This is a genomic window from Xanthomonas rydalmerensis (assembly GCF_033170385.1).
Taxonomy (GTDB): domain Bacteria; phylum Pseudomonadota; class Gammaproteobacteria; order Xanthomonadales; family Xanthomonadaceae; genus Xanthomonas_A; species Xanthomonas_A rydalmerensis.
Genome location: NZ_CP126170.1, coordinates 2,711,743 through 2,735,355, shown reverse-complemented (window position 1 = coordinate 2,735,355; position 23,613 = coordinate 2,711,743). Strand labels below are relative to the sequence as shown.

Genomic DNA, 23,613 nt, shown 5'->3' with positions numbered 1-23,613 from the left:
CCGGGCCGGTGTCTACGCTGCCGCCCGGTTCAGCGTGGCGGGTCGCGCTGTGGGCTGGGCCGCTTGGCCAGCTTGCGCTGCAGCGAGCGGCGGTGCATGCCGAGTAGCCGCGCAGCGGCGGAGACGTTGCCGCCGGTCTCGTGCATGGCCTGCTGGATGTGTTCCCACTGCAGGCGGCTGAGCGGGGTCATCGCGTCCGGCACGTCGCTGCCGTCCTCGTCTTCCTCTTCCTCGGCCTCCAGGCCGATCGCGCGCAGGATCATCGGCACGGTGGCCGGCTTGGGCAGGTAGTCGTCGGCGCCGAGCTTGATCGCCTCCACCGCGGTGGCGATGCTGGCGTAGCCGGTGACCAGCAGGATGCGCATGTCGCCCCGGATCGCGCGCAGCGGCTGGATCAGCGCCAGGCCGGATTCGTCGCCGAGCTTCAGGTCGATCAGCGCGTAGTCCGGCGGCGCCTCGGCGGCCAGCGCCAGCGCGGCGGCGGCGCTGTCGGCGGTGCGCGTCTCCAGGCCGCGGCGGGCGAGGGTGCGCTGCAGGGTGCGCAGGTACAGCGGATCGTCGTCGACCAGCAGGCCCAGCGGGGTGTCGGTGTTCATGCGGAGGTCTCCAGGGCGAGCAGCGGCAGGCGGAAGCCGACCCGGGCGCCGTGGTCCGGTGCCGGCTCGGTCCACAGCTCGCCGCCCAGGCGTTCGATGGTCGCGTGCGACAGCGCCAGGCCCACACCCATGCTCTCGGGCTTGCCGCTGCGGAACAGGGTGGCCGGCAGGCCGACCTGGTTGGCGTCGAAGCCGCCGCCGTAGTCGCGGACCTCGCCGACCAGTTCGCTGCCGGTGACGCGCACGGTCAGGTCCACCTGCGGGTGGCCGGCGCGTTCGCCGGCGTCGGCGGCGTTGTTCAGCAGCACCTGCAGCAGGTGGCCGATGGCGCTTTCCATGCGCAGTTGCAGCGGCGCGTCGTCGTTGCGGCGCAGGCGCACGGTGGGCCGTACCAACTGCCACTGATGCAGCACCTGCGTCAGCGATACGGTCTGGCCGCCGGCGCGCTGCGCGGGGGCGGCCAGCGCCAGCACCCGTTCGCGGCACTGCACCAGCAGTTCGCGCAGCGTGTCCAGGTCTTCACGCAGTTCCGGCTGCTGGCTCTGTTCGGCGATGTCGTCGGTGAGCAGGGTCATCGTCGCCAGCGGCGTGTTCAGCTCGTGCGCCACCGACGCAGCATGGGTGGCCAGGGCGACGATGCCCTCGTTGCGGGTGAAGCGCTCGCGCAGCAGTGCCAGCTCGCGCTCGCGTTCGCGCATGGCCATCGCCAGGCGGGTGGAGAACACCAGCACCACCACCGTGGACAGCAGGAAGTTGGCGGCCATGCCCCAGCGCTGCAGGTCCAGCGCCTGATAGGGGCCGTGCGGCAGAGGCAGGCCGAACAGCGCGCTGACCGCATAGCCGGCCACGCAGGCCAGCGCCACCGCCAGCGCCCAGCGCAGCGGCAGGGCCAGCACCGCCAGCGCGATCAGCACCAGGAACAGCGAGCCGAAGGCATTGCCGATGCCGCCGCTCCAGCCGACCATCCAGGTCAGCACGGTCACGTCGACCAGGATGTGGCCGAAGGCGGTGGCCGGCGCGGCCGAGTCGGCATGGCGCAGGCGCAGTTGCGCGTACAGGTTGAACAGCGCCAGCACCGCCACGCCGGCCCACAGCGGCGCCTGCGGCAGCGGCAGCTGCAGCGGCCAGGTCGCCACCAGGATCGTCGCGGCCTGGCCGGCGGTGGCCAGCCAGCGCAGGCTGCACAGGGTGCGCAGGAAGGAGGCGTCGGTGGAATCCATGCTGCGCATCGTATGCGCTGGACCGGGGGCCTGCCTGCGACAAACCGTCGCAGCGTCACCGGTCTCGCTGAATCGCCGGTGCCGGCGCGTGCGGCAGGACGTGCCGCGCAGGCTAAAATGGGCGCATGTACGACGCCGTCAGCCGCCCCACGCCCCCCGCCGATGCCGCGCCCTGGGCGCGCCGTCTCACCCAGCCGGTCCGCATCGGCGGCGTCACCATGGGCGGCGGCAAGCCGGTGGTGGTGCAGTCGATGACCAACACCGACACTGCCGACGTCGCCTCCTCGGTCAAGCAGGTGGCCGAACTGTGGCGCGCCGGCTCGGAACTGGTGCGCCTGACCGTCAACAATCCCGAGTCGGCCGCGGCGATCCCGCGCATCGTCGACAAGCTGCGGATGATGGGCATCGAGGTGCCGCTGATCGGCGACTTCCACTACAACGGCCATCAGTTGCTGGCCGCCGAGCCGGCCTGCGCCGAGGCGCTGGCCAAGTACCGGATCAATCCCGGCAACGTCGGCTTCGGCAAGAAGAAGGACACCCAGTTCGCGCAGCTGATCGAGTTCGCGCTGAAGTACGACAAACCGGTGCGCATCGGCGCGAACTGGGGTTCGCTGGACCAGGCGCTGGCCGCGCAACTGATGGACGAGAACTCGCGGCGCGAAGTGCCGTGGGACGCCGGCCGGGTGCTGCGCGAGGCGCTGATCCGTTCGGCGCTGGACTCGGCCGAGCGTGCGGTGGAACTGGGCCTGGGCCGCGACCGCATCGTGCTCAGCTGCAAGGTCAGCGGCGTGCAGGAGCTGATCGCGGTGTACCGCGACCTGGCGCAGCGCTCGGACTTCGCCCTGCACCTGGGCCTCACCGAGGCCGGCATCGGCAGCAAGGGCATCGTCGCCTCCAGCGCGGCGCTGGCGGTGCTGCTGCAGGAAGGCATCGGCGACACCATCCGCATCTCGCTGACCCCGGAGCCGGGGCAGTCGCGCACGCAGGAAGTGATCGTCGCCCAGGAACTGCTGCAGACCACTGGCCAGCGCGCCTTCACTCCGCTGGTCACAGCCTGCCCGGGCTGCGGCCGCACCACCTCCGAGTTCTTCCAGGAACTGGCCAAGGTGGTGCAGAACCACGTCCGCGCGAAGATGCCGGAGTGGAAGGTGACCCATCCCGGCGCCGAGAGCATGACTCTGGCGGTGATGGGCTGCGTGGTCAACGGGCCGGGCGAGTCGCGCCACGCCAACATCGGCATCTCGCTGCCGGGCACCGGCGAGGCACCGGCCGCGCCGGTGTTCATCGACGGCGAGAAGAAGGTGACCCTGCGCGGCGAGAACATCGCCCACGAGTTCGTCGCGCTGATCGACGACTACGTCGAACGTACCTATGTCCGCCGCACCGGGTGAGTCCGCCGCCGAGGCGGCCGGCCTGCGCCGCTGGCTGCGGTTGAACGCCTGGCGCGTGGTGCTGCTGTTCGCGGGGGTGCTGCTGCCGTTGGGCGTGTTCGTGATGCTGGCCGAGGACGTGCACGCACTCGAAGACCTCTATTTCGACGAGCCGCTGCTGTGGAGCATGCGCGGCCTGACCAGCCCCGGCTGGGACCGCTTCTTCACCGTGGTCACCGAGGCCGGTTACCAGTACGGCGTGATCCCGCTGGACACGCTGATCGTGTTGGTGCTGCTGGGCCTGCGCCGCTGGCGCGAGGCGCTGTTCGCCGCGTTGTCCTTCATCGGCTCGGCGCTGCTGAACATGGGCGCCAAGCAGTTCTTCCAGCGCGACCGGCCCAGCCTGTGGGAGTCGATCGCGCCGGAGCACCACACCTTCAGTTTTCCCAGCGGCCACGCGATGGGCTCGATGACCCTGGCAGCGGTGCTGATCGCGCTGAGCTGGCGTACCCGCTGGCGCTGGCCGGTGCTGTGGCTGGCCGGCAGTTTCACCCTATTGGTCGGTGTGTCGCGGGTGTACCTGGGCGTGCATTACCCCTCGGACATCCTCGGCGGCTGGAGCGCGGCCCTGGTCTGGGTGGTGGGGCTGTACCTGCTGCTGTTCCGCGGCGAACGCCGGCCGCGTTGGCGGGCGCGGCGCGCGCTGGCCGCCACCGACGCGCGCTGACGCCAGCGCGGGGACGTCGCCGCGCTCTACCAGCTAGAACTCGCGCCGCCGCCGCTGGAGCTGCCGCCGCCGGAGGACGAATCGCTGCTGGAGGACGAAGACGAGGAGGACGAGGACGATGACGATCCTGCGGACTCCGCCGCGGCGCGTTCCTTGGCCGCCTGGGCGGCGTGGTAGCTGGCGGTGTAGGCGAATACCCCGGGGGCGGTCTCGGCGATATGGCCCTTGCGGATCAGCGCATTGCGCTTTCGCGCCTGCGCCTGCACGAAGCGGCTGTAGCGCTGCGGCGAGCGGTAGCGCTGCGCGGCGATGGCCAGGGTCAGCACCAGGATCAGCAGTTCCAGCGCCAGGAAGATCACCGTCATCGTCATCGACTTGGCCGACAGCAGCACCACGAAGATGCCGGGGTTGGCGCTGAGGAACAGGCGGATGAACCATGCCAAGAAACCGCCACGTGCGCTGTCCTGGACCAGTTCCTCGGGCTTGGCCGACAGGCGCGGGTGCCGCCGCAGCAGGCGCCTGCGCAGATAGCCGGTCCAGGCCTGGCGCAGCGGCAGCAGCAGCCACACCAGCACCAGCAGGCCGGCCCAGGCGATGGCGCCGCGCCGCCAGTGCATGCCGTCGTCGGCCGGTTGCGCCAGTTCGGCGATGGCCTCCGGATCCTGCGCAGCGGCGCGGCCCATGAAGTCGAACGCGGCCACGATCGCATCAGCGGTGTCGCCGTGGCGCAGGCGCGGCGCCAGGTAGTCGTCCAGTGCGTGCCGCGCGACCACGTCGGGCAGCACGCCTTCCAGGCCGTAGCCGACTTCGAAGCGCGAACGCCGGTCCTGCATCGCCAGCACCAGCAGCAGGCCGTTGTCGCTGCCTTGCCGGCCGAGCCGCCAGGTGCGGAAGGCGCGTTCGGCCAGGCGCTCGATCGGTTCGTCCTGCAGCGACGGCACGATGTAGACCGCGCCCCAGAGGTGCTGGCGCTCGCGCAGGCGCTGCAGCGCCGCGTTGATCCGCTGGGTGTCCTCCGCGCTGAGCGTACCGGCGGGATCGACCACATTCGGCGTGTAGGGCGGAAGGGCGACGGCGCAGCTGCCGAGCGCCGGCCACAGCAGCAGGGCCAGGACCAGCAGGGCGCTCAGCCGGAACGGCGCCCAGCCGCGCGGAGCGCTGACGTCGTGGCGCGGGACGATGGCGGCGGCAGGTGCGGCCTGGCTGCGCATCGCTAGGCCAGGCTGTACAGGGCAGCGGCACGCGCGTGCAGCGCGGTCGTGTCGAACAGCGGCAGCGCCGCGTCGGCCGGGCCGACCAGCAATCCGATCTCGGTGCAGCCCAGGATCACTGCCTCCGCGCCTTGCGCCTGCAGCGCCGCGATCACTTCGCGGTAGCGCAGCCGCGACGGCGCCTGGACCACGCCCTGGCACAGTTCCTCGTAGATGATGCGGTGCACGTCCTCGCGCGCCGGCGCATCCGGGATCAGTACCTCGAAGCCGCGCCGTTGCAGCCGTTCGCGGTAGAACGCCTGTTCCATGGTGAAGCGCGTGCCGAGCAGGCCGACGCGGACGATGCCGGCGGCCTGCAACGCATCGGCGGTGGCATCGGCGATATGCAGCAGCGGCAACGGGACCGCGGCGGCGATCGCGTCGGCCACGCAATGCATGGTGTTGGTGCACAGCACCAGGAAATCGGCACCGCCGGCCTGCAGTGCGCGCGCCGACGCCGCCAGTGCGGTACCGGCCGCATCCCAGTCGCCGTCGCGCTGGTACTGCGCGATCTCGTGGAAGTCCACGCTGTGCAACAGGAGCTTGGCCGAATGCAGTCCGCCCAGTTGTGCGCGCACCGTCTCGTTGATGTGCCGGTAGTAGGGCAGGGTGGATTCCCAGCTCATGCCGCCGATCATGCCGATGGTCTTCATCGTGCGCCGCTTGCCGCCGTGTCGAGTGCGCGAGGATGGTAGCGGCATTGGCCGCGTGCGGCGACCGCGCGCTGCGCCTGGGTCGGCGATGGCCGCGAAGCCCGGGCGCGTCGCGGCCTCATGCGCGGCATTCAGGCGTCCAGCGTCGGTGGCGTGCCGGTGCCGACGCGCGCCGCACGCCGTGCCAGCACCGCCTCGCGGTGGGCGATGTAGGCGTTGGCGCCGAGGATCACCAGCGCGCCCAGCACGGTGCCGCCGTCCGGGGTTTCGTCGAACAGCCACCAGCCGAACAGCGCCACCAGCGGCAGCTGGGTGAAGCTGATCGGGGTCAGCGCGGAGACTTCGCCCAGGCGCAGCGCATGCGTCCACAGCAACTGCCCCAGGGTGCCGAACAGGCCGGTGGCCAGCAGCCACAGCCATTCGATGCCGTGCGGCCAGCGCCACACGAACAGCGCCGGCAGCAGCGACATCGGCACCCAGAACACGTAGGTGTAGAACACCACCGTGTTGGCGGCGTCCACGCGTGCCAGTTGCTTGATCTGGATCGCGACCAGGGCGCTCATCACCGCCGCCAGCACCGCGACCAGGGTGCCGGGGCTGAACGCGGCAGCGCCGGGGCGCACGATCAGCAGCACCCCGACGAAGCCGCACAGCACCGCCAGCCAGCGCCGCATGCGCACCGTCTCGCCCAGCCACAGCGCGGCGGCCAGGGTCGCGAACAGCGGGGTGGAATAGGACAGGGCCATGGCCTGCGACAGCGGCAGGTGGCCGATCGCCCAGAACCCGGCCAGCATCGACACCAGGCCGATCGCGGTGCGCAGCAGGTAGCGCGGCAGTTGCGCGGTGCGCGGCCACGGCCGGCCCGGCCGCAGCAGCATCGGCAGCAGGAACAGCAGGCCGAACAGGTTGCGGAAGAAGGCGATCTGCAGCGTGGACAGCTGCGCCGAGGCCAACCGGATCGCCACCACCATCAGCCCGAAGGCCATGGTGCTGGCCAGCATCAGCAGCGCCGCGCGCAGCGGCGTGGGCGCGGCTACCACTGCGCGCCGACGATGCGCGGCTCCGGCTCCAGGACCACGCCGAAGCGCTCGCCCACCGAGGCGGTAATGCGCCGTGCCAGCTCCAGCAGCTCGGCACCGCTGGCCTGGCCGTGGTTGACCAGCACCAGCGCGTGCGTGGCGGACACGCCGGCGTCGCCCTCGCGATAGCCCTTCCAGCCGCAGGCCTCGATCAGCCACGCCGCCGACAGCTTGCGCTGGCTGTCGTCGTCGCCGGGAAACACCGGCAATGCCGGGTGTTCGTGCTGCAGCGCCAGTGCCTGTTCCAGTGGCAGCAGCGGGTTCTTGAAGAAGCTGCCGGCGTTGCCGAGCACGTCCGGATCAGGCAGCTTGCGTCGGCGGATGTTGATCACCGCCTGGGCCACGTCGGGCGCGCCGGGCGTGGCGATGCCCATGGCCTGCAGCTCCTCGCCGATGCCGGCGTAGTCCAGGCGCAGCGCGTGAAGCCGCGGCAGGTTGAACTCCACCGCGGCGATCAGATAACGGTCGGGCTGGCGCTTGAACAGGCTGTCGCGGTAACCGAACTCGCAGGCGGCCGCATCCAGCCGCACGAAGCGCGCATCGGCGCGGTCGTAGGCCTCGACCACGTGCACGAACTCGCCCATCTGCACGCCGTAGGCGCCGATGTTCTGGATCGGCGCGGCGCCGACCGTGCCCGGGATCAGCGCCAGGTTCTCCAGGCCGGACAACCCTTGCGCCAGCGACCACATCACCAGTTCGTGCCAGCCCACCCCGGCACCGGCGCGGACGATGGCGTAGTCGGCACGGTGTTCGAGGGTGTCGATGCTGCGGTTGGCGAAGCACAGCACCACCCCGGGCGCATCGCCGGCGAACAGCATGTTGCTGCCACTGCCCAGCGGCAGCAGCGCGGCGCCGGCCAGCTCCGGCGCCAGCAGCGCCTCGGGCAGCGCCTCGGGCGCGAAGATCTGCAGCAGCCACGGCGCCTGTGCGGCGACGTGGAAGGTGTTGAGCGCCTGCAGCGGCGCCTGCGCGGTGAGCGACCAGGCCGTCGTGCTCATGGCGCGGCCACGGCGCCGCGGCTGGGCGCTTCACGGCGCCGACGCATCGCTTCCACGCACTCGCCGATCAGTTCCGGCCCGCGGAACACCAGCCCGCTGTAGCACTGCACCAGCGCCGCGCCGGCGGCCATCTTCGCCACCGCGTCGGCACCGGAGAGGATGCCGCCGACGCCGATCAGCGGGACGCTCTCGGGCAGCCGCGCGCGCAAGCGGCGCAGCACCAGGGTGGACTGGCCCAGCAGCGGCGCGCCGGACAGGCCGCCGCTTTCGCCCGCCAGCGGTTCGTGTTCCAGGCCGGGACGGGCGACGGTGGTGTTGGTGGCGATCACCCCGTCCACCTGCAGGTCCGACAGCACCCGCGCCGCCGCGTCGATGTCGCTGTCGCTCAGGTCCGGCGCCACCTTGACCAGCATCGGCACGCGCTTGCCGTGGCGCGCCGCCAGCGCTTCCTGCGCCTCGCGCAGGCGCGCGATCAGCTGCCGCAGCGCCTGTTCTTCCTGCAATTCGCGCAGGCCGGCGGTGTTGGGCGAGGAGATGTTGACGACGACGTAGTCGGCCAGCGCGTAGACCTTCTCCAGGCAGTGCAGATAGTCGGACGCGGCGTCCTCGTTCGGGGTGTCCTTGTTCTTGCCGATATTGATCCCGAGCAGGCCGCGCCGGCGCCGCGCGCGCTCGACGTTGCGCACCAGCGCATCCACGCCCAGGTTGTTGAAGCCCATGCGGTTGATCACCGCCTGCTGCCGCGGCAGGCGGAACATGCGCGGCTGCGGGTTGCCGGCCTGCGCGCGCGGGGTGACGGTGCCGATCTCGACGAAGCCGAAACCCAGCGCCAGCAGCGCATCGATGTGCTCACCGTTCTTGTCCAGGCCCGCGGCCAGCCCGACCGGGTTGGGGAAATCCAGGCCGAAGGCGCGCGTGGGCATCGGCGCGATCGTGCGCGCCAGCAGCGGATTGGTGCCGGTGCGGTAGGCCAGCTCGATCGCACGCAGGCCCAGGGCATGCGCACGCTCGGCGTCGAAGGCGAACAGGAACGGTCGGGCGAGGGAATACATGGCGTGGCTCAGTTCAGCGTCCCGGCGAAGGCGCGGGTGCGGTAATGGAACGCGACGACGCCGTCGCGCTGGTGCCGGTCGAACAGCGCGCGCAGCGCTTCGAGCATCGGCGCGTGGCGCGGGTGGCCGGGCAGCGGCGCGTAGGAGGACGACAGCAGGCGTCCGCGCAGCGCCTCGAAATCCATGCGCTGCTCGTTGGGGAACTGCGCGGTGCCGCGCAGGCCGTCGCCGAACCAGCGCTGCATGGTGGCATCGTCGTGGTAGCGCTCGGCCACCGCGCTGTAGTCGGTGCCGTATTCCAGCAGCAACTGCTCGTAGCCCTCCAGGAACGGCGTGGCGTCGAGCAGGCGCGAATTCCAGTACACCAGCGCCAGGCCACCGGGACGCAGCACCCGTGCCCATTCGCGGCGCACCGCCGCCAGGTCGAACCAGTGGAAGGCCTGGGCGGCGCTGATCACATCGACGCTGGCGTCGGTCAGGGTGGTGGCTTCGGCGCTGCCGTCGATGGCGCGGAAGCCCGGCAGGTCCTGCAGCAGGGCCACCGCGGCCTCGCGCATCGCTGCGTTCGGCTCCACCGCCAGGGTCGGGTGCCCGGCCTGCAGGAACAGGCGCGTGGAGATCCCGGTGCCGGCGCCGATGTCGGCGACCAGCGCGTCGCGCGCCACGCCCAGTTCGCCGTGCACCCAGTCGAGCAGGGCCGGCGGATAGCTGGGGCGGTAGCGCACGTAGTCGGCGACGCGGTCGCTGAAGCGCTCGCGTGGCGCGGCGGCGTCCCGGCTCACGACTGGGTGCTGGCGAACCACGCCAGCCCCCCGAAGAACAGCACGAAGGCCAGGACCGCCAGGACCGCCAGCACCACCGCGGTCCAGCCCAGGATCAGTCCGCCGACCGCCAGGCCATCGCCCTGGAAGCGCTGCGGCTGGCGGCGGATCTCCGCGCGGGCCAGGTGCCCGGTGATGATCGCGCCAAGGCTGCCCAGCACCGGCATCAGGGTCCAGCCGAGGATCCCGGCGACCAGGCTGACCACCGCCAGGGAATTGGTTTCGCGCACCTGACTCATCGCTGTCGCTCCTTGCAGAAGGAAAGGGGGCGGCGGCCGCAGGGTGCGACCGCCGCGCTCACCGCGTCACAGATCGAACTTGATGCCCTGCGCCAGCGGCAGCGAGTCGGAGTAGTTGATCGTGTTGGTCTGCCGGCGCATGTACACCTTCCACGCATCCGAGCCGGACTCGCGGCCGCCGCCGGTGTCCTTCTCGCCGCCGAAGGCGCCGCCGATCTCGGCGCCGGAGGTGCCGATGTTGACGTTGGCGATACCGCAGTCGCTGCCGGCCGCGGACAGGAACTTCTCCGCCGCCTTCAGGTTCTGGGTGAAGATCGACGAGGACAGGCCCTGCGGCACGCCGTTCTGCATGTCGATGGCCTCGTCCAGGGTGCTGTACTTCATCACGTACAGGATCGGCGCGAAGGTCTCGTGCTGGACGACCTCGTCGCTGTTCTTCAGGCCGGTGACGATGGCCGGCAGCACGAAGTTGCCCGGACGGTCCAGCGCGGTGCCACCGGTCTCCACGGTGCCGCCGGCGGCCTTGGCCTTGGCGATCGACTCCAGGAACTGCTCGACCGCGCCGCGGCTGTTCAGCGGGCCCATCAGGTTGGCCGGGTCGGTGGGATCGCCGATCTTGCCTTCGACCTGCTTGTAGGCCTTGACCAGCGTCGCCAGCACGGTGTCGTAGATCGATTCGTGCACGATCAGCCGGCGCGTGGTGGTGCAGCGCTGGCCGGCGGTGCCGACCGCGCCGAACACGATGCCGGGCACCGCCAGCTTCAGGTCGGCGCTCTCGTCGAGGATGATCGCGTTGTTGCCGCCCAGCTCCAGCAGGCAGCGGCCCAGGCGGCGCGCGCACTTCTCGGCGACGACACGGCCGACCTGGGTGGAGCCGGTGAAGCTGATCAGCGGGATGCGGGTGTCCTCGACCAGGCGCTCGGACAGGGCCACGCCGGCGTCGTTGATCAGGAAGAAGATGTCCGGGAAGCCGGTGTCGCGCAGCGCGTCGTTGCAGATCTTCATCGACGCGATCGCGGTCAGCGGAGTCTTGTTGGACGGTTTCCAGATGCAGATGTCGCCGCAGATCGCCGCCAGGAACGCATTCCAGCTCCACACCGCGACCGGGAAGTTGAACGCGCTGATGATGCCGACCAGGCCCAGCGGCTGGTACTGCTCGTACATGCGGTGGCCGGGGCGCTCCGAATGCAGGGTGTAGCCGTACAGCATGCGGCTCTGGCCGACCGCGAAATCGGCGATGTCGATCATCTCCTGCACTTCGCCGTCGCCTTCCGGCTTGCTCTTGCCCATTTCCAGCGCGACCAGCGAACCCAGCGCGTCCTTGTGCTTGCGCAGCGCTTCGCCGCACAACCGCACCGCCTCGCCGCGGCGCGGCGCCGGGGTGGTGCGCCAGACCTTGAACGCGGCCTGGGCGCGGGCGATCACCGTTTCGTAGTCCTGCTCGGTGGTGGCCTGGACGTCGGCGATGACGTCGTTGTTCGACGGATTGAGCGGCTGCAGCATGCCGGCGCCGGTGGCGCTGGACCACTCGCCGTTGCCGAGATAGGTGCCGGAGTTGGTGGCGGCGAGGCCGAGCGCCTTGAGCAGGTCAGCGGACATGGAATCTCCTGGGTTCGTTGCGACAGGGAAGGCGACCGCAGGCGGGGGACGCGGGACGCGCAGCCGGCAATTTTAGCAGACCGGACGCAGCCGGCCGCCGTCGCCGGCCTGGAGCGGCTGGCGAGCGCATAAATGCACAGGTATCGCGCCGCGCGGCGGCTGCGGGGCTTGCATCGGCAAGCGAGGACAAGGCCGATTGCGCCATGGCGGTCACAGCCGGCATGAACGAAATGGTGACCCCGGCGCGATTCGAACGCACGACCTGTCCCTTAGGAGGGGACCGCTCTATCCAGCTGAGCTACGGGGCCATTGGCCTGCCGGGGGATTCTACGACGCTGAATCGCGCGTTGTCGCCCCGCTTTGCAATAACGTCGTCTACACCTTGTGCCGACGCGGCCTGAGCATCGCCCTGGGTAGGCTGGGTACGTCGGCCACTGCGGCTGCGCGGCCAGTCGCGCTGCGATTCCGCGCTGTCTGCAGCGGCGACGAACGACGATGACGGAATCGCATCCGCCGCGTCTGCTACAAGCGTCCCGTTCGCGCTATCGCAGCGAGACGATCGCCGCCGCGCATCGGCGGTCCTGGTCGCCATGGCGTGACCGCCGGAGGTTCCGGCGAGCACGCGGCGATTTCCCCACCTATGCGAAGCAGGAGTGACTCATGAAGACAGCAATGAAGATGGTCCTGGTCGGTTCGATGCTGGCCGCCCTGGCGGCGTGCAAGCGCGATGGCGACCACCCGGCCACCGACCCCAACGCGGCCAATCCGCCAGCAGCGGCCGACGGCAGCCCGGCAGGCGGCAGCACCCCGCCGGCAGGCAGCACCAGCGGCGACGCCAGCGGCACCGCGACCGGGACCGACACCGGGCAGGGCACCATGCAGGGCCAGGACGCGTCGCAGGGCACGTCGCCGACCTCGCCGACCACCCCGCAGGACCCGGCCAATCCGGATCCGCAGCAGCCGACGCAGACGCCGCCGGCGGACCAGAAGCAGCAGTAAGGCTTGCGCAAGCGCGCGGCGCCAGGGGCGTCGCGCGCTTGGTCGCGGAGTCGTTTGGTCCACGTCGCGCGCGGCGTTTTTTCGCGCAGGGGCAAGTATCGCAAGCCGGCGCAACGCCGGGTTTGTCAGCGTTTGGCGATAGTCACTTTTGCAACCGTCTCGTTCGACCAGCAGGTCGATGCTGCAGGTGCACACACGGCGCTTGACAGCACCCCGACGCATGATGTCCTCTTGCGTTCATGCCTCAGGTTCTCGCCCTCACCGCCATCTCGCTTCCGCGTTCGCTTCGGCACGCGGCCGCCGTTGCCGCGGGCATTACCACCGGTATTACCACCCTCACCATTCGCCCGGTGCGGTCCGTCGTCTTCGCCTGATTGTCGAACACCACGGCCCCGCACCCGGATCAGGATGCGGGGGACTTCCTCGGCCTGATGCGAGCGGGGCCTCCACTCCGAGGTCTCCCATGTCGCCCGCCGTCGCTCCCGCTGTCGCCGCTTCGCCTGATTCCCCCGTAGATCCCGCGCTCGCCGCCGCCACCGTCGTGCACAAGTTCGGCGGCACCTCGGTGGCCGATGCCGAACGCTATCGCCATGTGGCGCAACTGCTGCTGGCGCGCCCGGAACGCCTCCAGGTCACCGTGGTCTCGGCGATGAAGGGCGTCACCGATGCCTTGATCGGCCTGGCCGAGCTGGCCGCGCACGGCCACGGCGACTGGCGCGAGCGCTGGCACGAGACCCGCGCCCGTCATCGCGCCGCGGCGGTGGCCTTGCTCGGCGAGCATGCCGGCGCCACGGTGGAATGGCTGGACGCGCGCTTCGAGCACCTGGCCGAGATCCTCGCTGCGCTGGCGGTGATCGGCGAGTTGCCGCGGGAAGTGCTGGACCGCGTGCAAGGGCTAGGCGAGGTGTATTCGGCGCAATTGCTGGGCGACCATCTGCGGGCGCTGGGCGAGGACTGCGCTGTGCTCGACGCGCGCGAGGTGCTGGTGGTCGATCGCGGCGAACTTGGCGTGGATGTGGACTGGGCCGCCAGCGCGCAGCGGTTGGCGCAGTGGCGCGCGCAGCACCCGCAGCAGCGCATCGTGGTCACCGGCTTCGTCGCCCGCGACCGCGCCGGCCGCATCACCACCCTCGGCCGCAACGGCAGCGATTATTCCGGCGCGATCTTCGCCGCGCTGTTCGACGCCGCCGAACTGCACATCTGGACCGACGTCGACGGCGTGCTCTCGGCCGACCCGCGGGTGGTGCCCGAAGCGGTGCAGCTGGAGACGCTCAGCTACGACGAAGCCTGCGAACTGGCCTATTTCGGCGCCAAGGTGGTGCACCCGCAGACGATGTCGCCGGCGATCGAGCGCGGCCTGCCGATCATCATCCGCAATACCTTCCAGCCCGAGCATCCGGGCACCCGCATCACCGCCAGCAGTGCCACCAGCGGCCCGATCAAGGGGCTGACCCTGAGCCCGGACCTGGCCGTGCTCAATCTCGAAGGCACCGGCCTGATCGGCGTGCCCGGCACTGCCGAGCGCGTGTTCGCCGCGCTGCGCAACGCGCGCGTGTCGGTGGTGATGATCTCGCAAGGCTCGTCCGAACATTCCATCTGCTGCGTGGTGCGGCAGAACGAGTCCGAGCGCGCCCGCGACGCGGTGCTCTCGGCCTTCGCCCACGAACTGGTGGTGGGCCAGGTGCAGCGCGTGCAGCTGACCACCGGCATCAGCGTGCTGGCCGCGGTCGGCGACGGCATGGCCGGGCAGCCCGGCGTGGCCGCGCGCCTGTTCGAGTCGCTGGGCCGCGCCCAGGTCAACATCCTGGCGATCGCGCAGGGCTCGTCCGAGCGCAACATCTCGGTGGCCATCGACAGCGCGCACGCGACCAAGGCGCTGCGCGCCGCGCATGCCGGCTTCTGGCTGTCGCCGCAGACCTTCTCGGTCGGCGTGATCGGGCCGGGCAACGTCGGCGCGGCGCTGCTGGACCAATTGCGCGCCGCGCAGCCGCAACTGCTGGCCAAGGCCAACCTCGACCTGCGCCTGCGCGCCATCGCCTCGCGCAGCACCATGCGGCTGGAGCCGCGTGCCTTCGCCGGCGACTGGCGGCAGGCGTTGGCCGCCGGTCAGCAGCCGACGGATCTGGACGCGTTCACCGCACACCTGCTGTCGGCGCATCTGCCGCATGCGGTGATCATCGACTGCAGCGGCAGTGCCGACGTCGCCGACCGCTACGCCGGCTGGCTGGCGGCCGGCATCCACGTGGTGACCCCGAACAAACAGGCCGGCGCCGGTCCGCTGCCGCGCTTCCACGCCATCCGCGCCGCGGCCGCCGCCAGCGGCGCGCGCTTCCGCTACGAGGCCACGGTCGGTGCCGGGCTGCCGGTGATCACCACCTTGCGCGACCTGGTCGATACCGGCGATGCCGTCACCGCCATCGAAGGCATCTTCTCCGGCACCCTGGCCTGGCTGTTCAACAAATACGACGGCAGCGTGCCGTTCGCGCAACTGGTGGCCGAGGCGCGCGGCATGGGCTACACCGAACCCGATCCGCGCGACGACCTGTCCGGCACCGACGTGGCGCGCAAACTGGTGATCCTGGCGCGCGAGGCCGGGCACGAACTGAGCCTGGAGGACGTGGCGGTGGAAAGCCTGGTGCCGGAAGCGCTGCGGCAAGCCAGCGTGAACGATTTCATGGCGCGCCTGCACGAGGTCGACGACGCCTTCGCCCAGCGCCTGCAGGCGGCCAAGGCGCGCGGCTGCGTGCTGCGCTACGTGGCGCGGCTGGCGCCGGGCCATGCGCCCAGCGTGGGCCTGGTGGAGCTGCCGGCCGACCATGCCTTCGCCAACCTGCGCCTGACCGACAACGTGGTGCAGTTCACCACCCGTCGCTACTGCGCCAATCCGCTGGTGGTGCAGGGGCCGGGCGCCGGCCCGGAAGTGACCGCCGCCGGCGTGTTCGCCGACCTGCTGCGGGTGGCGGCGGGCGAGGGCGCGCGCCTGTGAGCCGGATGCAGACGCTGCCGACAAGCGCCATGGGTACGGCCGCGCTGCCGGCGCAGGCGCGCGCGTTCGCGCCGGCCTCGGTGGCCAACGTGGCGGTGGGCTTCGATTTGCTCGGCTACGCGGTGGAAGGCGTCGGCGACACGGTGACGGTGCGCCGCATCGATGCGCCCGAGGTCCGCATCACTGCGATCCGCGGTACCACGGTCGCCTTGCCGCTGGAGGCCGCACGCAACACCGCCGGGGCCGCCCTGATGTCGCTGCGCGAGGCCTTGGCGCTGCCGTTCGGCTTCGAACTGGAAATCGACAAGGGCATTCCGCTCAGCTCCGGCATGGGCGGCTCGGCGGCGTCGTGCGTGGCCGCACTGGTGGCGGCCAATGCCTTGCTCGAGGCGCCGCTGTTGCGCGACGAACTGTATCGCTACGCGCTGGACGGCGAGGCCGTGGCCAGCGGCAGCCGCCATGGCGACAACCTCGGTCCGATGTTGCTCGGCGGGCTGGTGCTGTCGACCCTGGAGCGGCTGGTGCCGGTACCGGTGCCGACTGGCTGGCACAGCTTGCTGGTGCATCCGGACGCGACGCTGGAGACGCGCCATGCGCGCGCGGCGTTGGCCGGGGAGTACCGGCTCGGCGAGTTCGTGGCGCAGAGCGCGAACCTGGCCTTGGTGCTGGCGGGTTGTCATGCCGGCGACGAGGCGCTGGTACGCGCCGGCTTGCGCGATGTGCTGATCGAGCCACGGCGCGCGCCGTTGATCGTCGGTTTCGACGCGGCCAAGGCGGCGGCGCTGGCGGCTGGGGCGATGGGCGCGGGCATTTCCGGTGCCGGCCCGAGCGTCTTCGCCTGGTTCGCCACCCGCGCCGAGGCCGAGGCCGCGGCGCCGGCGGTCCAGGCTGCTTTCGCGGATGCCGGCTTCGGCAGCCAGCATTGGGTGTCGCCGCTGCAGTGTCCGGGCGCGACGTTGCTGTAGCCGAGCGTTGGCGCGGCGCGTTGACGCCTTTGTTGCTGCCGCTACTGCCGCTGCCGATATTGTTGCTGTTGCCGATTTTGCTTTTGCTTTTGCTTTTGCTGTCGCAGTAGCCGTTGCTGTTGCTCTGGTTATTGCTCTTGCTCTTGTTGTTGCTGTTGCCGTACCGGGTTCCCTTCCGAAGCGGCGGCCATTGCGGGGAAAAACCCGAAGGGCGGCGCACAGGGACGTGCGCCGTTCGCGGCAGGGGCAGGATGCCCCTTCCGCGAATCCCCGTGATGGACGCGGACCCGGAGCGCGTTAGCGCGGAGGGCGCGAGGCAGGGCGCGCTTTCTTTTGGTTACCTTTTCTTTGCGCGAGCAAAGAAAAGTAACTCGCCCGCAAGGGCGAAAGCTGTTGCTGTTGCTTGATTTTTGCGTGTGGCGGACGAGCGGAGCTTGTAGGAGCGGCTTCAGCCGCGACCTGGGCGATGGGCGAAGCGCCTGTCGCGGCTGAAACCGCTCCTACATGGGTCTTAAAGCAACAACAACAGCAAAAGCTTTCGCCTGGCGGCGAGTCACTTTTCTTTGCTTGTGCAAAGAAAAGTAACCAAAAGAAAGCACACCCCGCAGCGCGCCCTCCGCGCTTCGCGCTCCGGGTCCGCAGCCACGGCAGGCATTTTTCGACGGCACATCCATGTGCCGGCGAAAAACGACGCGCATCCTGCGCGTCGCCCTTCGGGTATTCGCCCGCCGTGGCTGCCGCGCCGAGGGGGCCCCGGGTGAAGCAGAACAGCAACTGCCAAAGCCAGAGCAACAGCCAAAGCAACAGCCAAAGCAACAGCAACAGCAACAGCAACAGCAACAGCAACAGCAAAGAACGACAGTGCGACCGAAATTCCCCTGCCACCGGAACCACCATGAACTTCATCTCCACCCGTAACGCCGCACCCCCCGTCTCACTCAGCCAGGCCATCGCCGCCGGCCTCGCCCCCGATGGCGGCCTGTACGTGCCCGAGCGCATGCCCGCCGCCCGCGACCTGCGCGCCGGCGCCAGCCTCGCCGAGACCGCCGCGGACCTGCTGGCGCCGTTCTTCGACGGCGACGCCCTGGCCACGGAACTGCCGGCCATCTGCGCCGAGGCCTTCGACTTCGATGCGCCGCTGCAGCCGCTGGCCACGCCCGGCGACCATGCATTGGAGCTGTTCCATGGCCCGACCGCCGCCTTCAAGGATTTCGGCGCGCGCTTCCTGGCCGCCTGCCTGACCCGGTTGCGGCGGGGGGCTGCGACGCCGCTGACCATCCTCGTCGCCACCTCCGGCGACACCGGTGCCGCGGTCGCGGCGGCGTTCCATCGCCAGCCCGGGCTGCGCGTGGTGGTGCTGTATCCGGACGGGCGCGTGTCGCCGCGCCAGGCGCACCAACTCGGCTGCTTCGGCGACAACATCCAGGCGCTGCGCGTGGCCGGCACCTTCGATGACTGTCAGGCGCTGGTCAAGCAGGCGCTGAACGACGCCGACCTGCAGGCGCAGGCGCCGTTGAGTTCGGCCAACAGCATCAGCCTGGGGCGCTTGCTGCCGCAGATGAGCTACTACGCGCACGCAGCGCTGCAGCACCACGCCGCGCATGCGCAACCGCTGAACCTGGTGGTGCCCACCGGCAATCTCGGCAATGCGCTGGCGGCGATCCTGGCGCGTGCGCTCGGCGTGCCGCTGGGCCGGATCGTGCTGGCCACCAACGCCAACCGCGTGCTGCCGGACTTCTTCGCCGGCGCCGACTACGCGCCGCAACCCAGCGTGGCGACCGTGGCCAATGCCATGGACGTGGGCGCACCGAGCAACGTCGAGCGCCTGCGCTGGCTGTACCAGGGCGACGACGCCACCCTGCGCACCCAATTCCAGGCGTACTCGGTGGACGATGCGCAGATCCGCCAGACCATCGGCGAGCGTTTCCGCCGCTACGGCGAGGTGCATTGCCCGCATACCGCCACCGCGCTGCACGTGCTGCAGCAACTGCGCGCCGAGGGTGCGGAAGCCGACGCGGGCGACTGGGCGGTGGCGGCCACCGCGCATCCGGCCAAGTTCGAAGGCGTGGTGGAGCCGTTGATCGGGAAGCCGGTGCCGGTGCCGCCGGCATTGGCGGCGCTGCTGCAGCGGCCGGCACAGGCCGAGCCGATCGCGCCGGACTACGCGGCCTTGCGCGCGCGCCTGCTCGCCGGTTGAGCATTGCGCGGGCGGTGGCGCCCGCGCGCCTGGCGGCTCAGTCGGACGGCTGCAGCCGCTGCCAGGCGGCCAGGACAATGCCGCGCACCTGCAGCCAGTCCAGGCGCGAGCGCGGGTGGTCGCGCAAGAACACGTCGCGCAGTTGCGCGACCACGTCCTCCACGCGCTGGCCGTGGTACTTGAGGTAGGCGTCGTAGGCCAGCTTCAGTGCCGGCTCGTAGTCATGGAACGTGTAACCGGGCTGATGGAAGGTGCTGTGCACGAAGTGCATCTTCCAGAACGCCAGTTCGCGCTCGCGGTCCAGCATCACGCAGGCGCGCGAGGCGTGTTGCATCTCGATGGCGACGGCCATGTTGGCCCTCCGAGTGGTCCCCCCCACCGGCACCGCGGCGACGCCGCAGGTGTGTTGCGCGCGCAGTCTATGCCGGGCGGGCCGCGACGCGGCGAAGACCATCTGAAGCGTTCAGGGGTGGCGTGGCGCTGGGGTTGCCCGCCACGGCACACAGGCCATCCGTTACCGGCCAGCCGGCGCGGATGAGGTTGTCCACACGCAGTGTGGAACGTTGCCCTGAAATCCTGTGGATAAGTGGCCGGGCGCCGCGTGGCGTCAGCGCCTGGCGCGACGTGGCGAAAAAATCGCCGCGGCGATCCGGCTCAGGCTTCGTCCGAGGCCAGCCGGTGCAGCGCGGCGAAGTCGCGGATCTCCACCACGTGCAGTTGCGGCAGCGCGATCAGGCCCTGCTGACGCAGCTTGGTGAAGGTACGGCTGACCGTTTCCATGGTCAGGCCGAGATGGTCGGCGATGTCGCCGCGGCCCATCGGCAGCACCACCTTGTTGCCGGCATCGCCCTGGCGCGCCGCGCGCGCGGCCAGCTTGAGCAGGAAGTCGGCCAGCTTCTCGGCCGGCTGCAGCCGCGCCAGCGACAGCGCCGCGTCCTGCGCCGCGTCCAGTTCCAGACAGGCGCGCTGCAGCAGCTTGCGCTCCAGGTGCGGGAACTGGGTACGCAACTGCTGCATCTGCGCCACCGACACCCGGCATACCCGGCTGTCGGCGATCGCTTCGATGTCGTGGCGGTGCCTGGCCGATTCGCTCAGGCCGACGTAGTCGCCCGGTAGGACGAAACCGGCGACCTGGCGGCGCCCGTCGGCGAGGGTGCGGACCAGGCGCAGCGCGCCGGCGGTGACGGTATAGACGGCCTGCCGCGCCTCGCCGGTGCGCGCGATGGTAGTGCCGGTGGGATAGGTCAGCGACGTGGTGACCCGTTCCAGCGCCTGCACCTCGTCGCAGGCCAGCGCCGAGCAGATCGCCAGGTGGCGGACCGCGCAATGCAGGCATTCGTTGCCGTGCGGCGCACGCGCGGCGGCCGGTTCGGCGTAGGGCAGGGCGAATCCGGAAGGAGGCCGGTTCATGGGCGTGGCAGCGGCGTCGTCACCAGGGAATGATACGCCGATGCGGCCGGGCGTGGCCGGTGCGGCTAGAATTGCTGTCCCGCTCGCCCCCGAATCGCAGGAGTTCCGCACGTGATCAAGCCCCGTACGCCGCCCGGCATCATGGAATTGCTGCCACGCGAGCAGATCGCGTTTCAGCGCATGCTGGACGTCATCCGCCGCAATTACGAGCGGTTCGGGTTCCTGCCGGTGGAGACGCCGGTGTTCGAACTGTCCGACGTGCTGCTGACCAAGTCCGGCGGCGAGACCGAGCGCCAGGTGTACTTCGTGCAGTCCACCGGTGCGCTGGCCAATGCCGCGGCCGAGGGCGGCGAGGGCGGGCTGCCTGAGCTGGCGTTGCGCTTCGACCTGACCGTGCCGCTGGCCCGCTACGTGGCCGAGCACGAGCACGAGTTGAGCTTCCCGTTCCGTCGCTACCAGATGCAGCGCGTGTACCGCGGCGAACGCGCTCAGCGCGGCCGCTTCCGCGAGTTCTACCAGTGCGACATCGACGTGATCGGCAAGGACGCGCTGAGCATCCGCTACGACGCCGAGGTGCTGGCGGTGATCCACGCGGTGTTCGCCGAACTGGGCATCGGCGATTTCGCCGTGCAGTTGAACAACCGCAAGCTGATGCGCGGCTTCTTCGAGAGCCTGGGCGTGGCTGAGGGAGAGCGCCAGCTCGCGGTGCTGCGCGAGGTCGACAAGCTGGACAAGCGCGGCGCCGACTACGTGCGCGAGACGCTGACCGGCGAGGGCTTCGGCATTCCCGCCGAGCAGGTGCAGCGCATCCTCGACTTCGTCGCGGTGCGCTCCAGCGGACATGACGATGCGCTGGCACGGCTGCAGGCACTGGAGGCCGATGCGGCGTCCAGCACGATCCTGCGCGAGGGCGTGGCCGAGCTGCGCGAGGTGCTGGCCCTGGTCAAGGCGCTTGGCGTGCCGGAAACCGCGTACTGCCTGAATTTCTCCATCGCCCGCGGCCTGGACTACTACACCGGCACCGTCTACGAGACGCTGCTGACCGACTACCCGCAGATCGGCTCGATCTGCTCGGGCGGCCGCTACGAGGACCTGGCCAGCCACTACAGCAAGTCCAAGCTGCCCGGCGTGGGGATCTCCATCGGCCTGACCCGGCTGTTCTGGCAACTGCGCGAGGCGGGCCTGATCGATGGCATCGCCTCCAGCAGCGTGCAGGCGATGGTGGCGCTGATGGACGAGACCAAGCTGGACGACGCGCTGGACATCGCGCGGCGGCTGCGCGTCGGCGGCATCAACACCGAAGTGCAGATGGAGCCGAAGAAGATCGGCAAGCAGTTCCAGTACGCGGCCCGTGCCGGCATCCGCTTCGTGGTGCTGGCCGGCGACGACGAGCTGGCGCGCGGTGTGGTCGCGGTCAAGGACCTGCTGCGCGAGCAGCAGTTCGAGATCGCCCGCGACGAACTGGCCAGTACGCTGTTGGTGGAACTGGAGCAGGCCAAGGTCATGGCCTGAGCCGGTCGCGGCGGCCGGAGACGGCCGCCGCGCCGTAAAGGATTTCGTAGGAGCGGCTTCAGCCGCGACGCATCACCGGGAACGCCTGTCGCGGCTGAAGCCGCTCCTACAGCAGGCCCGCATCCTGCAGCATCGCCTTCAGTGCTCTGCGCTGCGCGCCATCCTCCGCCGGCCACCCCTGCAATTGCGCGACGACCTTGCCGTCGCGCACCAGGAAGAACGTCGGCATGCGCCATTCGCGCGGCAGCAGCCGCCATTCCTCGACGTCGTAGAGCGGGTGCAGCGGCGTCTGCGGCTGCGCGCGGTTCCAGGCGCGCAACGCGTCCATGTCCTCGCTGCCGGGCGGTAGTGACAGCCACAGCGCGTGGTCGCGGAACACCGGCCCCAGCTCGGGATCGGCGGCGATGGCGCGTGCGGCGTCGGCCGCGAAATGGCAGCCGGCGCTGACCAGGATCCGGGTTGGCCGCAGATCGATCCGCTGCCGGCGCAGGGTGCGGCCATCGGCGTCCAGCGACCACAGCGTCGGGCCCTGCGCCGCCGCGCCCAGGCGGTCGTCGAAGCGCAGCCAGCGCGGCCAGTCGGCGCTGCCGCCATCGGCCAGCACACGTCGCGCGTCCTCCGCGCGATGCGCCAGCAGCAGCGCGTTGCCGGCGGCATCCACCTGCGTCGCACTGGCCTGGCCGCGGCGCCGCAACTGCGCCAGCACCTGCAGTTGCGCGTCCAGCCCTGCCGCGGTGGGACGCAGCGCGTAGGTGGCGACGACGGCCCGGTACAGCAGGTCCAGCGCGGTATCGTCCAGCTGTGCGATGGCGGCGCGATCGAAGATCTCGGGCAGGGCGCTGCGCAACGCGGGCCACGGATCACGCTCGCTGTGGCGCAGGCCGTCCAGGTTCCGGTGGTAGCGGTTGTAACGGCGCTCCAGGTCGCCGATCCGGGCAGCGGGATCGCTGACGCGCGGCTGCGTCGCCCAATGCGGCAAGGTTTCGGCGTAACGCTCGACGCCGAACAGCGCCAGCAATGCGCGACCCTGTTCGCGGGTCAGTTGCGGTAGGTCCTGCGTATCGAATCCACCCAGGCCATTTCGGCCGAACACCAGGCCGTCGAGGAAGCGTTCGCGGGCGCCGGGCGTGAGCGCATCCAGTGGCGTGCGCTGGCCGGCGTGGGCGCGCAGGTAGGTCTCGAGCTGGGCGCTGGAGCGGATCGGCGGTCCCGCTATGGCAACCGCGGTGTCGCCGCTTGCCGCCACTTGGGCGGGTGGTGCCGGAGGCGGCGGCTGCGCCAGTGCCTGCGTCGCCAGGCACAGCGTAAGACTGGCAAGACATGCGTAGCGCATGCGGCGCTCCTGGGGCGGTGGTCGTTGCCGATCCTAGCGGCCGCCGGTCGGTCCTTCCACATGCGGAAGGCGCCATCTTCCACAGTGCTTAGGGGCTGAGCGCGTCTGGGCAGGGCATCCAAGCATCCAGCGGGCACGCCGAAATCGCCGTTGCTGGTGATGCCGGCACCGGCGCGATGGGTGTAGTCGCTGCGGATGGTCACGGCTGAACGGCAGGCCGGCGCGACCCGCGAAAACTTGACCTTGTAATAGCGTGCTATTACATTAGCGCAATGAAACAACGTCCCGTCCCCGCAGAAGACCGCGACAGCGATGCCTCGTTCAAGGCGTTGGCGCGCACCCTGGCCCAGCTCGGCAAGCCGCAGGAAGTGGCGGCGTTCCTGCAGGACCTGTGCACGCCGGCCGAGCTGGAGGCGATGGCGGACCGCTGGCGGGTGGTGCCGCTGCTGCTCAAGGGCGTGCCGTACCGCGAGATCCACGACCTGACCCAGGTCAGCGTCACCACCATCGGCCGTGTCGCACGGACCCTGGAATACGGCGCCGGCGGCTATGCCGCGGCGCTGCGCCGGCAGACGGCGCGCCCCTCCGATTCCCACTGAGATGTCCT

22 protein-coding genes and 1 tRNA gene are annotated in these 23,613 nt (G+C 70.4%); 8 read left to right on the top strand and 15 right to left on the bottom strand.

The genetic code is table 11. The features are described 5' to 3' along the window. Positions 1–29 precede the first annotated feature (29 nt). Complete coding sequence (locus QN245_RS11455) at positions 30–596, bottom strand: response regulator transcription factor (protein WP_160968977.1); 567 nt, start codon at positions 594–596, stop codon at positions 30–32. Beyond that, positions 593–1,816 carry an ATP-binding protein gene (locus tag QN245_RS11450; protein ID WP_167087634.1) on the bottom strand — a complete coding sequence of 408 codons (1,224 nt, stop codon included), beginning with the start codon at positions 1,814–1,816 and terminating at the stop codon, positions 593–595. The genes QN245_RS11455 and QN245_RS11450 overlap by 4 nt, the downstream gene beginning before the upstream one ends. 125 nt (positions 1,817–1,941) lie before the next feature. Between QN245_RS11450 and ispG the strand changes: the two genes are divergently transcribed. Together ispG and QN245_RS11440 are read left to right on the top strand one after the other, a co-directional pair. After that, positions 1,942–3,207 (top strand): flavodoxin-dependent (E)-4-hydroxy-3-methylbut-2-enyl-diphosphate synthase, encoded by a 1,266-nt coding sequence (gene ispG, locus QN245_RS11445; RefSeq protein ID WP_017913396.1) that lies wholly within the window; start codon positions 1,942–1,944, stop codon positions 3,205–3,207. Continuing rightward, a complete protein-coding gene (locus QN245_RS11440) occupies positions 3,188–3,913 on the top strand; it encodes a phosphatase PAP2 family protein (RefSeq protein WP_048489048.1) in 726 nt (241 codons plus the stop codon). The genes ispG and QN245_RS11440 overlap by 20 nt, the downstream gene beginning before the upstream one ends. Before the next feature lie 26 nt (positions 3,914–3,939). Here QN245_RS11440 and QN245_RS11435 read toward each other — a convergent pair whose 3' ends face one another. The 9 genes from QN245_RS11435 to QN245_RS11395 form a co-directional block, all read right to left on the bottom strand. Further along, positions 3,940–5,124 carry a TPM domain-containing protein gene (locus tag QN245_RS11435; RefSeq protein WP_317843218.1) on the bottom strand — a complete coding sequence of 395 codons (1,185 nt, stop codon included), beginning with the start codon at positions 5,122–5,124 and terminating at the stop codon, positions 3,940–3,942. A 2-nt stretch (positions 5,125–5,126) separates the two neighbouring features. Continuing rightward, positions 5,127–5,864: an aspartate/glutamate racemase family protein gene (locus QN245_RS11430; RefSeq protein WP_425612857.1), complete on the bottom strand. Its 738-nt coding sequence runs from the start codon at positions 5,862–5,864 to the stop codon at positions 5,127–5,129. Between the two features lie 83 nt (positions 5,865–5,947). After that, the gene (locus QN245_RS11425; protein WP_160969041.1) at positions 5,948–6,817 is read right to left on the bottom strand and encodes a DMT family transporter; all 870 of its coding nucleotides are present in this window, start codon (positions 6,815–6,817) and stop codon (positions 5,948–5,950) included. 32 nt (positions 6,818–6,849) lie between these two features. Continuing rightward, complete coding sequence (gene murB, locus QN245_RS11420; RefSeq protein WP_317843217.1) at positions 6,850–7,893, bottom strand: UDP-N-acetylmuramate dehydrogenase; 1,044 nt, start codon at positions 7,891–7,893, stop codon at positions 6,850–6,852. After that, the gene (locus QN245_RS11415) at positions 7,890–8,945 is read right to left on the bottom strand and encodes a quinone-dependent dihydroorotate dehydrogenase (RefSeq protein ID WP_317843216.1); all 1,056 of its coding nucleotides are present in this window, start codon (positions 8,943–8,945) and stop codon (positions 7,890–7,892) included. Before QN245_RS11415 ends, murB begins: the two co-directional genes overlap by 4 nt. Before the next feature lie 8 nt (positions 8,946–8,953). Further along, positions 8,954–9,727: a class I SAM-dependent methyltransferase gene (locus QN245_RS11410; RefSeq protein WP_317843215.1), complete on the bottom strand. Its 774-nt coding sequence runs from the start codon at positions 9,725–9,727 to the stop codon at positions 8,954–8,956. Then, on the bottom strand, positions 9,724–10,005 hold the full coding sequence (locus tag QN245_RS11405; RefSeq protein WP_184448040.1) for a DUF4190 domain-containing protein: 282 nt from the start codon (positions 10,003–10,005) through the stop codon (positions 9,724–9,726). The genes QN245_RS11410 and QN245_RS11405 overlap by 4 nt, the downstream gene beginning before the upstream one ends. A 66-nt stretch (positions 10,006–10,071) precedes the next feature. Further along, positions 10,072–11,604, bottom strand: a complete 1,533-nt coding sequence (amaB, locus tag QN245_RS11400; protein ID WP_317843214.1) for an L-piperidine-6-carboxylate dehydrogenase — start codon at positions 11,602–11,604, stop codon at positions 10,072–10,074. Positions 11,605–11,835: 231 nt separating this feature from the next. Further along, positions 11,836–11,912, bottom strand: a tRNA-Arg gene (locus tag QN245_RS11395). 352 nt (positions 11,913–12,264) lie between these two features. Here QN245_RS11395 and QN245_RS11390 point away from each other — a divergent pair. The 3 genes from QN245_RS11390 (at position 12,265) to QN245_RS11380 (ending at position 16,554) form a co-directional block, all read left to right on the top strand. Continuing rightward, on the top strand, positions 12,265–12,603 hold the full coding sequence (locus QN245_RS11390; protein ID WP_317843213.1) for a hypothetical protein: 339 nt from the start codon (positions 12,265–12,267) through the stop codon (positions 12,601–12,603). Between the two features lie 463 nt (positions 12,604–13,066). Further along, positions 13,067–15,589: a bifunctional aspartate kinase/homoserine dehydrogenase I gene (thrA, locus tag QN245_RS11385; protein WP_425612853.1), complete on the top strand. Its 2,523-nt coding sequence runs from the start codon at positions 13,067–13,069 to the stop codon at positions 15,587–15,589. Positions 15,590–15,618: 29 nt separating this feature from the next. Next, positions 15,619–16,554, top strand: a complete 936-nt coding sequence (locus QN245_RS11380; protein ID WP_317843212.1) for a homoserine kinase — start codon at positions 15,619–15,621, stop codon at positions 16,552–16,554. 297 nt (positions 16,555–16,851) lie between these two features. Here QN245_RS11380 and QN245_RS11375 read toward each other — a convergent pair whose 3' ends face one another. Beyond that, positions 16,852–17,460 carry a hypothetical protein gene (locus QN245_RS11375; protein WP_317843211.1) on the bottom strand — a complete coding sequence of 203 codons (609 nt, stop codon included), beginning with the start codon at positions 17,458–17,460 and terminating at the stop codon, positions 16,852–16,854. Between QN245_RS11375 and thrC the strand changes: the two genes are divergently transcribed. Continuing rightward, on the top strand, positions 17,450–18,751 hold the full coding sequence (thrC, locus tag QN245_RS11370) for a threonine synthase (protein WP_317843210.1): 1,302 nt from the start codon (positions 17,450–17,452) through the stop codon (positions 18,749–18,751). The genes QN245_RS11375 and thrC overlap by 11 nt on opposite strands. A 37-nt stretch (positions 18,752–18,788) precedes the next feature. Here thrC and QN245_RS11365 read toward each other — a convergent pair whose 3' ends face one another. Then, a complete protein-coding gene (locus QN245_RS11365) occupies positions 18,789–19,103 on the bottom strand; it encodes a hypothetical protein (protein WP_160969001.1) in 315 nt (104 codons plus the stop codon). Between the two features lie 302 nt (positions 19,104–19,405). Next, entirely contained in the window at positions 19,406–20,161 is a 756-nt protein-coding gene (locus QN245_RS11360) for a Crp/Fnr family transcriptional regulator (protein WP_184647163.1), read from the bottom strand. A gap of 111 nt (positions 20,162–20,272) precedes the next feature. On the opposite strand from QN245_RS11360, the gene hisS reads away from it, so the two are divergent. Beyond that, entirely contained in the window at positions 20,273–21,673 is a 1,401-nt protein-coding gene (hisS, locus tag QN245_RS11355; protein WP_317843209.1) for a histidine--tRNA ligase, read from the top strand. A 106-nt stretch (positions 21,674–21,779) separates the two neighbouring features. On the opposite strand, the gene QN245_RS11350 is transcribed toward hisS, so the two are convergent. Then, complete coding sequence (locus QN245_RS11350; protein WP_317843208.1) at positions 21,780–23,006, bottom strand: hypothetical protein; 1,227 nt, start codon at positions 23,004–23,006, stop codon at positions 21,780–21,782. Between the two features lie 272 nt (positions 23,007–23,278). On the opposite strand from QN245_RS11350, the gene QN245_RS11345 reads away from it, so the two are divergent. Further along, entirely contained in the window at positions 23,279–23,605 is a 327-nt protein-coding gene (locus tag QN245_RS11345; RefSeq protein ID WP_017908286.1) for a YerC/YecD family TrpR-related protein, read from the top strand. Positions 23,606–23,613: the final 8 nt, after the last annotated feature.

Bases quoted from the DNA above. Each gene is read 5' to 3' on its own strand.
- QN245_RS11455 (WP_160968977.1), bottom strand. From the start codon at position 596: ATGAACACCGACACCCCGCTGGGCCTGCTGGTCGACGACGATCCGCTG.
- QN245_RS11450 (WP_167087634.1), bottom strand. From the start codon at position 1,816: ATGGATTCCACCGACGCCTCCTTCCTGCGCACCCTGTGCAGCCTGCGC.
- ispG (WP_017913396.1), top strand. From the start codon at position 1,942: ATGTACGACGCCGTCAGCCGCCCCACGCCCCCCGCCGATGCCGCGCCC.
- QN245_RS11440 (WP_048489048.1), top strand. From the start codon at position 3,188: ATGTCCGCCGCACCGGGTGAGTCCGCCGCCGAGGCGGCCGGCCTGCGC.
- QN245_RS11435 (WP_317843218.1), bottom strand. From the start codon at position 5,124: ATGCGCAGCCAGGCCGCACCTGCCGCCGCCATCGTCCCGCGCCACGAC.
- QN245_RS11430 (WP_425612857.1), bottom strand. From the start codon at position 5,864: ATGCCGCTACCATCCTCGCGCACTCGACACGGCGGCAAGCGGCGCACG.
- QN245_RS11425 (WP_160969041.1), bottom strand. From the start codon at position 6,817: ATGCTGGCCAGCACCATGGCCTTCGGGCTGATGGTGGTGGCGATCCGG.
- murB (WP_317843217.1), bottom strand. From the start codon at position 7,893: ATGAGCACGACGGCCTGGTCGCTCACCGCGCAGGCGCCGCTGCAGGCG.
- QN245_RS11415 (WP_317843216.1), bottom strand. From the start codon at position 8,945: ATGTATTCCCTCGCCCGACCGTTCCTGTTCGCCTTCGACGCCGAGCGT.
- QN245_RS11405 (WP_184448040.1), bottom strand. From the start codon at position 10,005: ATGAGTCAGGTGCGCGAAACCAATTCCCTGGCGGTGGTCAGCCTGGTC.
- amaB (WP_317843214.1), bottom strand. From the start codon at position 11,604: ATGTCCGCTGACCTGCTCAAGGCGCTCGGCCTCGCCGCCACCAACTCC.
- QN245_RS11390 (WP_317843213.1), top strand. From the start codon at position 12,265: ATGAAGACAGCAATGAAGATGGTCCTGGTCGGTTCGATGCTGGCCGCC.
- thrA (WP_425612853.1), top strand. From the start codon at position 13,067: ATGTCGCCCGCCGTCGCTCCCGCTGTCGCCGCTTCGCCTGATTCCCCC.
- QN245_RS11380 (WP_317843212.1), top strand. From the start codon at position 15,619: ATGGGTACGGCCGCGCTGCCGGCGCAGGCGCGCGCGTTCGCGCCGGCC.
- thrC (WP_317843210.1), top strand. From the start codon at position 17,450: ATGAACTTCATCTCCACCCGTAACGCCGCACCCCCCGTCTCACTCAGC.
- QN245_RS11375 (WP_317843211.1), bottom strand. From the start codon at position 17,460: ATGAAGTTCATGGTGGTTCCGGTGGCAGGGGAATTTCGGTCGCACTGT.
- QN245_RS11365 (WP_160969001.1), bottom strand. From the start codon at position 19,103: ATGGCCGTCGCCATCGAGATGCAACACGCCTCGCGCGCCTGCGTGATG.
- QN245_RS11360 (WP_184647163.1), bottom strand. From the start codon at position 20,161: ATGAACCGGCCTCCTTCCGGATTCGCCCTGCCCTACGCCGAACCGGCC.
- QN245_RS11350 (WP_317843208.1), bottom strand. From the start codon at position 23,006: ATGCGCTACGCATGTCTTGCCAGTCTTACGCTGTGCCTGGCGACGCAG.
- QN245_RS11345 (WP_017908286.1), top strand. From the start codon at position 23,279: ATGAAACAACGTCCCGTCCCCGCAGAAGACCGCGACAGCGATGCCTCG.